The organism is Chitinophaga sp. (assembly GCF_035761305.1).
Lineage (GTDB): Bacteria > Bacteroidota > Bacteroidia > Chitinophagales > Chitinophagaceae > Chitinophaga.
The window spans coordinates 17776-29300 of the sequence record NZ_DASTRI010000003.1 but is presented as its reverse complement, the minus strand read 5'-3'; the positions used below and the strand labels follow the sequence as shown (position 1 = coordinate 29300).

Annotated in this window: 10 protein-coding genes; 8 read left to right on the top strand and 2 right to left on the bottom strand. The window is 51.0% G+C overall.

Annotated elements, in window-relative coordinates:
- The 8 genes from VFS25_RS00860 to VFS25_RS00825 all read left to right on the top strand — a co-directional run.
- On the top strand, positions 1–303 hold a 303-nt coding region (locus VFS25_RS00860), incomplete at its 5' end, for a winged helix-turn-helix domain-containing protein (protein WP_326460216.1).
- A 51-nt stretch (positions 304–354) separates the two neighbouring features.
- On the top strand, positions 355–726 hold the full coding sequence (locus VFS25_RS00855; RefSeq protein ID WP_326460215.1) for a hypothetical protein: 372 nt from the start codon (positions 355–357) through the stop codon (positions 724–726).
- A gap of 140 nt (positions 727–866) precedes the next feature.
- Positions 867–3302: an ABC transporter permease gene (locus VFS25_RS00850; protein ID WP_326460214.1), complete on the top strand. Its 2436-nt coding sequence runs from the start codon at positions 867–869 to the stop codon at positions 3300–3302.
- A gap of 223 nt (positions 3303–3525) precedes the next feature.
- Positions 3526–4269 (top strand): nucleotidyltransferase, encoded by a 744-nt coding sequence (locus tag VFS25_RS00845; protein ID WP_326460213.1) that lies wholly within the window; start codon positions 3526–3528, stop codon positions 4267–4269.
- Position 4270: 1 nt separating this feature from the next.
- Positions 4271–5011, top strand: a complete 741-nt coding sequence (locus VFS25_RS00840) for a metallophosphoesterase family protein (RefSeq protein WP_326460212.1) — start codon at positions 4271–4273, stop codon at positions 5009–5011.
- A 201-nt stretch (positions 5012–5212) separates the two neighbouring features.
- Entirely contained in the window at positions 5213–6598 is a 1386-nt protein-coding gene (locus tag VFS25_RS00835; protein ID WP_326460211.1) for a Gfo/Idh/MocA family oxidoreductase, read from the top strand.
- Positions 6599–6627: 29 nt separating this feature from the next.
- The gene (locus VFS25_RS00830; protein ID WP_326460210.1) at positions 6628–8022 is read left to right on the top strand and encodes a putative oxidoreductase C-terminal domain-containing protein; all 1395 of its coding nucleotides are present in this window, start codon (positions 6628–6630) and stop codon (positions 8020–8022) included.
- A gap of 1 nt (position 8023) precedes the next feature.
- Positions 8024–9118, top strand: coding sequence for a DUF4185 domain-containing protein (locus tag VFS25_RS00825; RefSeq protein ID WP_326460209.1), 1095 nt, complete (start codon positions 8024–8026; stop codon positions 9116–9118).
- 202 nt (positions 9119–9320) lie between these two features.
- Here VFS25_RS00825 and VFS25_RS00820 read toward each other — a convergent pair whose 3' ends face one another.
- Together VFS25_RS00820 and VFS25_RS00815 are read right to left on the bottom strand one after the other, a co-directional pair.
- The gene (locus VFS25_RS00820) at positions 9321–9917 is read right to left on the bottom strand and encodes a porin family protein (RefSeq protein WP_326460208.1); all 597 of its coding nucleotides are present in this window, start codon (positions 9915–9917) and stop codon (positions 9321–9323) included.
- A gap of 141 nt (positions 9918–10058) precedes the next feature.
- Positions 10059–11321, bottom strand: coding sequence for a YdcF family protein (locus tag VFS25_RS00815; protein ID WP_326460207.1), 1263 nt, complete (start codon positions 11319–11321; stop codon positions 10059–10061).
- Between the last annotated feature and the right edge of the window lie 204 nt (positions 11322–11525).

Below are 11525 nucleotides of genomic sequence, written 5' to 3'. Positions count from 1 at the left end.
GCTGCCGGCCCTGTGAAGCTGGGTAAGTTCCGTTTTTACGCCAACCGCCAGGTGCTCTCCAACGGGTTGGAAGAACAAAGGCTTTCGCACCGCGAAAGCGAGCTGCTGCGCCTCCTGTATGAAAACCGCAACAGCATCATTAACCGAAAAGATATACTGGACCTGCTTTGGGGCCACGACTCCTTTTTTAACAGCCGCAACCTGGATGTGTATATCACCCGCCTGCGCGTGCGCCTGAAAGAAGACGAAAGCCTGCAGATACTTACCATTAAAGGAGTAGGCTACCGTTTTGTGCTGGATTAGCTTTAACCCTTCCCCGATATTGGTTATATTGCAAAAAATTGCAACGATCCTGTGTTAGCTTTATCAGAAATAAGCCCCGGGTCACTGATCCGCGTAAAAGGTAAAGACGTTATTTTTTCCTATGACCTGCTTACTGCAACAGACGAACATAATCGCATTCTTACCACCCGGCTTAATGGAGAAGAATACCTGGAGGCGGTGCCCGTACCCCTTTCAGAACCTTACCTGGTGCAGTCCCTGGGCCTGGAAAAAATAGACGCTTCCCGCTATGTGGGGCGGCTGCAGGATTACCTGTTTGAATACGACCTGTGGGCAGATGTGCTGATCGTAAAGCACACTAAGGAAAATTTTATACTGCCATATGTAGCCGTGCTGTTCGTGCACGTTTTCCAGAAGATCATCAACGATTATATTATCCGCTGACCCTTGCTGCTGTCCGTTAACGGACGGGCCCTGTTCCCTATCGGACATTGCCCGCTTTATATACCGTGTATATAATGCTGATAATTAATCAACTGCGTTTCTGACATACTTTTTGTGCATCCGCGTCAATACCCGTTGTTATGCTCATTAACTTCATCAAGCCGTCACTTCGCGCCCTCTGGAGAAAAAAATCCTTTTCCCTGCTCAATATTATGGGCCTGGCAACGGGCATTGCAGCTGCCTTGCTGATATTCCTGGTTATTCGCCATGAAATGAGCTACGACGACTATCAAAGCAAACGTAACCGCATTTACCGGGTGGTTACTGCTGCTGTTAGCCGCAGCAACGGAGAAGTGGTGTGGAGGCATAGCATGGTGCCTGAACCACTGGCAAAAACATTGCGCCGTGATTTTCCTGCACTGGAAAAAGTAGGTGTTATATCAGATATTGGCGGCGCACAAATATATGTGCCCGGCAAAACCCTGGCAGATGAAAAGCGGTTCAGGGAAAAAAAGGGACTTTATTTTGCAGAGCCGTCCCTGTTTGAAATATTCGATTTTAAATGGCTGGCGGGTAATGCTGCCGGTCTGCAGGAGCCCTATACCGCGGTGCTTACGGAAAGCCTGGCTAAAGTTTATTTCGGAAGCGCCGGCAATGCTATAGGGAAAACCATACAAATGTGGTCATACCGTACGCCGCTGCGCATTACCGGCGTATTTAAAGATTTGCCGGAAAATACTGACATACCGGTGCGTATGGGCGCTTCTTATGCTACAGTACAGGCGCTTGACTACCGGGATCTTGGCCTGCGGCAGGATGACTGGCAGTCGCTCTCCGTCAGGGAATGTTTTGTGCTGCTGTCGCAGCATGGTGATATACAGCGTTTGCAGGCGCGGCTGCCAGCTTTTGTAAAGGAGCATTACCGGGAAGACGAGGTGCGGACCACCAACACCACTGCGCTTAGCTTTCAACCGCTAAAAGGCATGCACCTGGATAAGCGTTATGAAACATTTACCCCGGGCGGTTTGTCACCCACCGAGCTGTGGGCCCTGGCGCTCATTGGCGTGTTCCTGCTGCTGGTAGCCTGCATTAACTTTGTAAACCTGGCCACGGCGCAATCCGTGCTGCGGGCAAAGGAAATAGGCGTGCGCAAGGTGCTGGGCAGCTTCCGCTTTCAGCTATTAGGCCAGTTCCTGGGCGAAACAGCCGTTATTACTTTCCTGTCGCTTTTAGCTGGCGTGGTGCTGGCTTATCTGGCCGTGCCGTACCTGGAGCCGATCATGCAAAAAACACTGGCGTTAAATTTCCTGCGTTATCCTTCCATCCTGTTTTTTTTAATAGGAACAGGCATTGTAGTTACCCTGCTGGCCGGTTTTTATCCTGCTATGGTGCTTTCGGGCATGAATCCCATAGCGGCCATTAAAAGTAAGATCAGCAATGTAAAGGCAGGCGGCCTTTCTTTACGCAGGGGGCTGGTGGTATTCCAGTTTATGATAGCACAATTGCTGATCATTGGCACCCTGGTAGTAATAAAACAGATGCAGTTTTTCAGAAGCCAGTCACTCGGCTTTCAGAAAGAAGCTGTTGTGTTGCTGGACCTTCCCAGCGACAGCTCCTTACAGGTTAAATATCCTTATCTCAAAGCCCGGTTGTCCGATTTACCTGGCGTAGCAGGCACCAGCTTTTGTTCTTCAGAGCCTTCCAGCCTTTCCGGCTATTACAGTGATTTTTATTTCAATCATGAACCAGACCGGCAGCCCTATAGCGTGAAGCGGCTGTTTGCAGATACAGGTTACCTGAACACCTTCCGTATTAGCCTGGTAGCCGGCCGTTTACCTTATGCCGGCGATACGGCGCGTGAGCTGCTGGTAAATGAAACGCTTGTTAAAAAGTTAGGCTTACAATCAGCAGCAGATATGCTGGGGAAAACGCTTTCGTTTGATAACGTACATGCCTGCCCGGTAGTAGGTGTGATGCGCGATTTTAACAACAATTCCCTGCGTGATGCTATTGCTCCCATGACCCTTTCATCGGACAGCAGCTATGGTACGCTGGCCCTGCGCCTGCATCCTGCCGGTATGGATAAAACCCTGCGGCAGGTGCAACAGGTATTTACAGCCATATATCCTACCTATATTTATGATTGCACTTTCTTTGATCACAGGATCGGGGATTTTTACCGCGCCGAAAAAATGACGGCGCAGCTCTTCAAAATAGCAGCCATCCTGGCCATATTCATTTCATGCCTGGGATTATACGGGCTGGTGTCTTTTATGGTGGTGCAAAAAACAAAGGTAGGCATCCGCAAAGTGCTGGGCGCTTCTGTGCAAAACATCGTGTACCTGTTCTCGCGGGAATTTTCCCTGCTGATAAGCATTGCATTTTTAATAGCGGCGCCATTGGCCTATTATTTTATGCATCATTGGCTGGCCGGCTTTTATTACCATACCAGCATGGGATGGGGCATTTTCGTGCTGGCCATTACCGGCTCGGTGCTGGTTGCCTGGTTGGCAGTAGGCTATAAAGCAATAAGGGCGGCCCTGGCCAACCCTGTAAAGAGTTTAAGGGTCGAGTGATTTTTTTCCGTAATTTTTGCATCTTTACGGCGATTGTTTGCAAATCATTTATGCTATGATTGCCGTAATACTCTCCATCATTGCTGCTGCCTGCGTACTTGCAGCAGTTGCTATTACCCGTATTAACCTTCAATCCAGGGAGTGGAGCCGTTGGGAAGATTAAACCCCTGGGTTACAGCAGAGTACGTTTGTGGTGGAATGATTGTTGGGATATGCTCGTTGTATGATACCCAAAGAGCACCGGAACAATACCTCGCACGTATTTTATAAACAGGCCTTGCTGCATTTGCAGGAGAGCGGCGTGCCCTTTATGCTGGGCGGCGCATTTGCCATGTTTCATTACACCGGCATTTACCGTGATACCAAAGACCTGGACATCTTTTGTTCTCCCAAAGACTACCCTTCCATTCTCAAGCTTTTTGCTGCCAAAGGTTACCGCACGGAGCTGACAGACGTACGATGGCTGGCAAAAGTGTTCAGCGATGAATTTTTCATAGACATCATCTTTGCTTCTGTAAGCAACATATTTCATGTAGAGGAGAGCTGGTTCGAGTATGCGCCGGAAGTGGAGTTTGTAGAGGTAAAAGTACGGCTGTTGCCGCCGGAAGAGCTGATCTATTGCAAGATATATGTTCAGAACCGGGAGCGGTTCGATGGCGCGGATATTAACCACATCCTGCTCCGGTACGGGAAAGAGTTGAACTGGCAACGCCTGCTGGACCGCCTGGACCAGCACTGGCACCTGCTGCTGGCGCAATTGCTCATTTTCCAGTTTGTATACCCCGCAGACTATCAGGATATTATTCCCAAATGGCTACTGGATGACCTCATACGCCGTACGCAGGAACAGTATGAGCTGCCTGCTGCGGTGGAAAAAGTATGCCGCGGGCCAATGATAGACCAAACCCAGTACCAGGTGGATGTAAAGGATTGGGATTATAAATCGTACACCATAAAAACTGTATAGCATGGCAGCAAACGGAAAAACACGGATAGCGGCAGTTGGCGACATTCATGTGCGCGAAGCGGATAAAGGCAGCTGGATGCCCTTTTTCCAGGAAGTATCACAGCAGGCCGACGTGCTGCTGCTGTGCGGCGATCTTACAGATACCGGCGATGAAGCCGAAGCCGCGGTGCTGGTAGAGGAGCTGAAAGCCTGCACCATACCCGTGGTAGGCGTGCTAGGCAATCATGATCACGAAAAGGGCCGCCATAAGCTTATCCGGCAAACCATGCTGCAGCACCAGCATATGCACATGCTGGACGGGGAGGCCGTGGTAATAGCCAATGTAGGTTTTGCCGGCATCAAGGGCTTTGGCGGCGGGTTCGATAACCACATGCTGTCTATGTTCGGTGAAAGCGCCATGAAAGCCTTTGTACAGGAAACAGTAGATGAAACCCTGCACCTGGACCGTGCCCTGGCCCGTCTTGACCAGGAGCATGGCGATGTGAAGAAAATAGCGGTTATGCACTATGCGCCCATTAAAGCCACCGTGGTGGGAGAGCCGGAGCAGATATTCCCCTTCCTGGGCTCATCGCGCCTGGCAGAGCCTTTAAGCCGGCGCAATGTGGTAGCGGCGTTTCACGGGCACGCACATATGGGCACCCTGGCCGGTGAGGCGCCGGGCGGCGTAAAAGTATTCAACGTGTCTAAACCGGTGCTGCAGCGGGAAGGGTATAAATGCCCGTTTTACCTGATGGAAGTATAACCGCGTGGTCATTCCGTTTAGCCTCCCCCTGTACACTGCCGTTCACCTCTTTTTTTGACTATGCTAACGCCGCGGCGCCTGCCGCAGGCTTGTATACCTGTTTGCCATCCCTGTATATTCCTTGCACCCCTCCTGTAAATGTTGTATTTTTTCCGCGCTGCCAATTTAAAACCACGTATGAAAAATCCTAAACGGTAACCCATGAAAGCACATTCCACGCGTAGAAACTTTCTTAAAAACACGCTTAAAAGCGCAGGCGCCCTGGCGCTCGTTAACTTCCCTGCTATTGTACCCGCGCACGTATTGGGTAAAAATGCCCCCAGTAACCGTATTAATATTGGCGCCATCGGCAATGGGCGCATATCGCGGGGCCATGATATGCCCGGCGTATGGAAATATGACCAGGCCCGCATTATAGCGGTTTGTGACCTGGACCGCAACCGCGTGAGCGCGGCTCAAAAGCTGGTAAACGACTATTACAGCAAAAAAGCGGGCAAACCCTATAATGGTGTAACAGCGTACGACGATTACCGCGAGCTGCTGAACAATAAGGATATTGATGCAGTGCTCATCAGCACCCCGGATCACTGGCATGTGCTGCCGGCCATACACGCCGTACGCGCCGGTAAAGACGTGTATATGCAAAAGCCCGCCTCCCTCACCATTGCCGAAGGGCGTGTGCTTAGCAACGAAGTGCACCGCAGCGGCCGTATTTTACAGGTAGGCAGCCAGCAGCGGTCCATGCCGCAGTTTAAAAAGGCCTGTGAGCTGGTGCGCAACGGCGCTATCGGTAAAGTGCACACCGTATATGTAGGCCTGCCCATTGATGATCCTAAAGAAAGCACGGTGGAAAAGGAGATGCCCATACCTGCCAACCTGTTATACGATAACTGGCTGGGCGAAACGCCTTATGTTGCCTACACCGAAAAGCGGGTGCACCCCCAGGCGGATTTCTCCCGGCCCGGATGGCTGCGCTGCGAGCAGTTTGGCGCCGGCATGATCACCGGGTGGGGCGCCCACCATTTTGATATTGTGAACTGGGGCCTTGATACGGAATACACCGGTCCCGTGGAAATAACCGCCACCGCTGAATTTCCGCCTGCCGGCACGTTATGGGATGTGCACGGGCCTTTTAAGTCGGAAACCCTGTTTGCCAATGGCGTAAAAGTGCTGGCCAGCAATGAATACCCCAACGGGGTGAAGTTTGAGGGAACAGACGGCTGGATATTCGTAACCCGCGGCAACTATACTGCTACTGCCAGCGACCCCGTAGCAAAGAGCGGGAACAACAAAGCGCTGGACGCCAGTGACCCCCGTATACTCAATACCGTTATACCGGCGGATGGCGTACACCTGTATGAAACAAAAGACCACCACGGCAACTGGCTGGAGTGCATAGCTACCCGCCAGGCGCCCATAACACCTATAGAAGTAGGCCACCGCGCCTGTACTGTTTGCCTGCTGAACCATGCCGCCATGAAGCTGCAGCGCAAACTGTACTGGGACCCGGTAAATGAGCGCTTCCGCAACGACGATGCCGCCAATGCGCTGCTAACCCGTTCGCAGCGCTGGCCCTACATGCTATAAATGCAAAACGCAAGCAATTGTACAAAACCATGAATAAAAAGCAAATCGTAACATCGCTATTCGTATTAAGCATGATGAACAACGCCTGTAACACTGGCCAGCAGGAAAAGGAAGCCGATGCAGGGCCGCCACCGGCCGTACAGCTCATAACGCTGGACCCTGGCCACTTCCACGCCGCGCTGGTACAGAAGTCAATGACACCCGGCATAGACTCTGTAGTGCATGTATATGCCCCGGACGGCCCTGAGCTGAAAGAGCAGCTGCGCTTTATTGACCAGTACAACACCCGTGCAGAAACGCCTACGCACTGGAAAGAGGAAGTGTACACCGGCCCTGATTTCCTTGAAAAAATGGTGCAGGAAAAGAAAGGCAATGTAGTGGTAATGGCCGGCAATAACCGCCGTAAAACAGAATATATCCAGAAGGCCGTGGCCGCAGGTATGAATGTGCTGGCCGATAAGCCCATGGCCATCAGTACCGAAGGCTTTGCACGGCTGCAGCAGGCATTTGACGATGCCAGATCCAAAAAGGTATTGCTGTATGATATTATGACCGAGCGTTCCGAGATCACCAATACCCTGCAGGGCGAACTGTCACGTATACACGATGTTTTCGGCGACCTGCAAACCGGTACGGAAAAAAATCCCGGTGTGGAAATGAAGAGCGTGCATAATCTTTATAAATACGTGTCCGGCAAGGCGCTTACCCGCCCGGCATGGTTCTTTGATCCCATGCAGCAGGGCGACGCCATTGTGGATGTAGGCACCCACCTGGTAGACCTGGTGCAATGGGAGTGTTTCCCGGAAGTAGTGCTGGATTACAAAAAGGATATACAGCTGCAGTCTGCCCGCAAATGGCCTACACCTATTACCCGTTCACAGTTCAGCATTATTACCGGGCTGGATAGCTTCCCTGATTTTCTGCATCCTTATGTTAAAGACACCATGCTGAATGTACACGCCAACGGGGAAGCCAGCTACACGCTTAAAGGCGTGCATGTAAAAGTAACGGCGCTGTGGCAGTATGCCGGCCCCGAAGGCAGCGGCGACACGCATTACTCCATACTGCGCGGCAGTAACAGTAACCTGGTGATACGCCAGGGGCAGGAAGAAAAGTATGAACCCACCTTATACGTAGAACCGCAGGGAAAGGCTAATACGCCTGCGTTTGAAAAAACATTGCAGAACGCCCTGCAACAGCTGGAGTCCAAATATCCCGGTCTGTCGCTGGAAAAAAGCAGCAAGGGCTGGAAGATAGTGATACCCGCCAAATACAAGAATGGCCATGAGGCGCACTTTGCCCAGGTGCTGCAGCGCTATATGCAATACCTGCAGCAGGGTTCACTGCCGGATTGGGAAGTGCCGGGCATGATAGCCAAATACTACACTACTACCAAAGCGCTGGAAATGTCAGCGGAAAAATAGTATGCTATATAAGATCACATTTGTTTTAGGTATATGCTGCCTGCTGTTGTGCGGGAACAGGCTGGTTGCGCAACAGCCGGCTTTTTCCGCACAACCGGCGCCGGCATACAATGCGCTGTTCCGGAAAACACAGGGCTGGGTGGCTGGTGACGGGGCTTTTTCCGTTCCCCTGGCAGATGGCCGTGTGATGTGGTTTTTCGGCGACAGCCATATAGGCGGCTATGATACTGCCACGCAAACAGTGCCCTGCCTGTTCCAGGTAAGAAACGCTGCTTTTGTGCACCTGCATAACAACCTGCAGCAGCATCAAACCTTAACAGGGAAGGGGCCCGGCATTCCTTCATTATTTAAGCCCATGCAGGGCGATAGTACCTGGGTATGGCCGGGCCATGGCGTGCAGCTGGGCGATACCGTATATGTAACGCAGGCAGAGTTCCGGAATAACGGGCAGGGAGGGAACCTGGGTTTTGAAAGCACCGGCCGTTATTACATGGCTAAAATGCAGTACCCGGCCTTAACCGGTATCAGCTACCGGCTGCTGCCGCCAACAGGGGATATAAACTTTACCATTGGCCTGGTAAAGCCGGAAAAAGAAAACTATGTGTACATGTACGGGTATAAAACAGCGGGTATAGAGCCGGAGATATATGTGGCGCGCTTTCCCGCAAAGCAGCCCTGGAGCGCATGGGAATACTGGGATGGGAAAACCTGGCAGCCAGATGTACAAAAGGCGGCGGTTATCGGGAAAGGCGCCTCCAACGGGGTAAATGTGCAAAAGGTAGACGGGAAATACCTGCTGGTGTCAACAGAATTCAGCATTGCCTGCGACCAGGGAAAACGTGTTTTTGTAGCGGTATCGGAGAAGCCGGTAGGCCCTTTTTCAGCGCGTACGCCCGTGTACGTGATACCAGATACCTTGCAGGGGCATTATCCCTTCTTTTATGCGCCGGCGGTTCACCCTGAGTTTCGCAAGGGCCATGCCGTACTGGTTACTTATTGTATTAATGAATACGGGCCATGCATTAATGTTTGCCGGGATAACCGGAAAAATCCGGATGTGTACAGGCCAAGGGCGTTTTGGCTTACGTTAAATTAAAAGTTAAAAAGTAAAAGTAAAAAGTGAAAAAAGAGAGCGGGCATTAAAAGAACAACATAAAGGTTCATTGAAGCAGGTGGCCTGCAATTATGCTGAATATTGAACACTTAAAGCCGGATGCAAAAATGCTGAATGCTTAACGCTATCAAAGCAGCTGCTTGCCATAAGCCGCTACGATTGCCTTAAACATTCAGCATTTTGCCTACCTGATCGCTACCCCAAGCCCTACCTGTATTTGCTGGCTATGCCATGAGTAGCGGCTGTCCACATCATTAATATTACCAAGGCCCAACACATAGCGGCCGTAAAAGCGTACGCCCGATACATGCAGTGTTAAACCTGCCACTGCGCCAAAATCAGTATTCTTGAATGCTGCCCGGTCTTTCACCAGCAGGTCTTCATTATCATACAGCAACATGCTGAACTGCGGACCCACATTGATGGTAAAAAGCTTGTTCACGTTGTACGCCAGCAGTACGGGCACGCTCAGGTAGCTGAGCTTTACAGCCGATTTGGCGCTGCTGTTGCCGGAGTTCACGTAATACTTCATGAAATCATCGCCCTTCTTGTTATTAAACTGGGAAAACAGCACTTCCGGCTGTATGCCCAGCTTAGACGTAAAGTTATATTCCACGAAAATGCCTGCATCGTACCCGGGACTGAAATTTCCTTTCATTCCTTCACCGTGAAGACTGGTGAATTGCAGATCGGCCTTTAGCCCGTAATGTAATTTTTGCCCATAGGAAACATTTGCCAGCAACAGCAGGCTGGCAACAGCTGTAAGTAGTCGCTTAGTCATAGATGTCCGAAATAGAGATACAAAAGAGATACAAATATGACGTACGCGGGCAGACAATGTTACACTTAATAGATAATCCGGCTGTTTACCCCCACCATAAGGTAAAATTTATGGATGATCGTGTTCAGCCGTCAGCTGTTATTATGGATCCAACGGGTCCAGCGGATCTTCGTGCAGGCTTTCCGCAACAGGATAGTATTCAATGCTCAGGTCATCTACCTGCCGCAGCTTGCGGTAGGGCAGGTAGCCCAGGTCTTTCAGGCATACCTTTTCAAAGAATACGCTGGATGCGTAGATCAGGTGCGCTTTGCTGCTGGTGCACAACACCTTTTTATCCAGGGGAAAACCGTTGCGCAGCAGAATGCGGTTGGCATTGCGCATATTGGTGGTGGTATGCCGGGCATGCGGCTCTACCAGGATGGCTGTTTCCGGGATGCTGCAGCTGTCAATAAGAAAACGTTTCATTTCTATGGCCTCGCTGTAAGGCGTGTTAAAAGGATGTACATACCCCCCTGACACAACCAGGAACGGCGCTACGTTTTTCCGGTAAATATCCGCGGCGGTGCGGCAGCGCAGCTTATTCATCTCGCTGATGGGTGAATGATCGTCCGGGCCTGCACCCAGCACCAGTATAACGGAATATTCGTACTTATCCCATTGCACCTTGCCTAGCTGCGACAGCGGCTTTTCATTAGTGGCCGACATGGGTTCATGCCTGGCCGCATGATCTTTTTTGTTCAGCGCCAGCAGGTCCATGGCAAAACGCAGGGCAGGGGTGAAGAATAGGCAGGAGGGCTCAGGGTGTTGCCGGTAGGCGGCCCACAGCGCTTTAACCGCCTTTGCATAGGTATCGCTGTGCACATTATACATAGCAGAGTCAATACGGGGGTACCGCAAACCGGTATTTTTAGTGTAGGCATTAATGATATAGTTTAACCCGATGGCTTCTTCCTTCCAGCGGTCCAGCAATATTTCCCGGTCGGGCAGCGACTCATAACGCATAAAGGCGCCGCTGGGTTTTAAATGCTGCTGCAGGGTAGCGCGGAAAGCCGGCTGTGTTTTATATACCTGCTCCAGGGCACTGCTGATGGCTTTGATCTCGTCATTATCAAAAAGCAGGGATGCTCCCAAACAGGCGGCGCTTTTACAGCTGTCTGCTGTTTTGTTCGTACGCCGCTGCTGTTGCTTGCAGAACTGCTGCAGGGTTTTATTTTGCTCCAGCGGCTTGCGCAGGGAAGGTTCTTCTTCCAGGAGGGTAAGCAGGTAAAAGTTCTTATCCTGTACCAGGTTGCCGCTTTCCACGAACTGGTAGGCAGGATCAAAGTCGGGCTGGTGTTGTGCCTGCAGCGTGGTTGAGATCATTGCTGCCAGGGCGCATAGTAAAAATAGTTTCCGGAGTACCATGAATGCAAAATACTAAAATAAATGTGCAAATATGCAGATGTGCAGATGTGCAGATGCTCCGGCCATAGATCAATTTCTCGCCCATTTCATTCGCCCTCATCTACACGTTCTTTTCCCCATTCATCTACACATGCTCCTCCGCTGCATTTCATCTGCACATCTGCACATTCTTTTCCCAATCATCTACACATGCTCCTCCGCTGC

Bases quoted from the DNA above. Each gene is read 5' to 3' on its own strand.
- VFS25_RS00820 (WP_326460208.1), bottom strand. From the start codon at position 9,917: ATGACTAAGCGACTACTTACAGCTGTTGCCAGCCTGCTGTTGCTGGCA.
- VFS25_RS00845 (WP_326460213.1), top strand. From the start codon at position 3,526: ATGATACCCAAAGAGCACCGGAACAATACCTCGCACGTATTTTATAAA.
- VFS25_RS00850 (WP_326460214.1), top strand. From the start codon at position 867: ATGCTCATTAACTTCATCAAGCCGTCACTTCGCGCCCTCTGGAGAAAA.
- VFS25_RS00840 (WP_326460212.1), top strand. From the start codon at position 4,271: ATGGCAGCAAACGGAAAAACACGGATAGCGGCAGTTGGCGACATTCAT.
- VFS25_RS00830 (WP_326460210.1), top strand. From the start codon at position 6,628: ATGAATAAAAAGCAAATCGTAACATCGCTATTCGTATTAAGCATGATG.
- VFS25_RS00825 (WP_326460209.1), top strand. From the start codon at position 8,024: ATGCTATATAAGATCACATTTGTTTTAGGTATATGCTGCCTGCTGTTG.
- VFS25_RS00835 (WP_326460211.1), top strand. From the start codon at position 5,213: ATGAAAGCACATTCCACGCGTAGAAACTTTCTTAAAAACACGCTTAAA.
- VFS25_RS00815 (WP_326460207.1), bottom strand. From the start codon at position 11,321: ATGGTACTCCGGAAACTATTTTTACTATGCGCCCTGGCAGCAATGATC.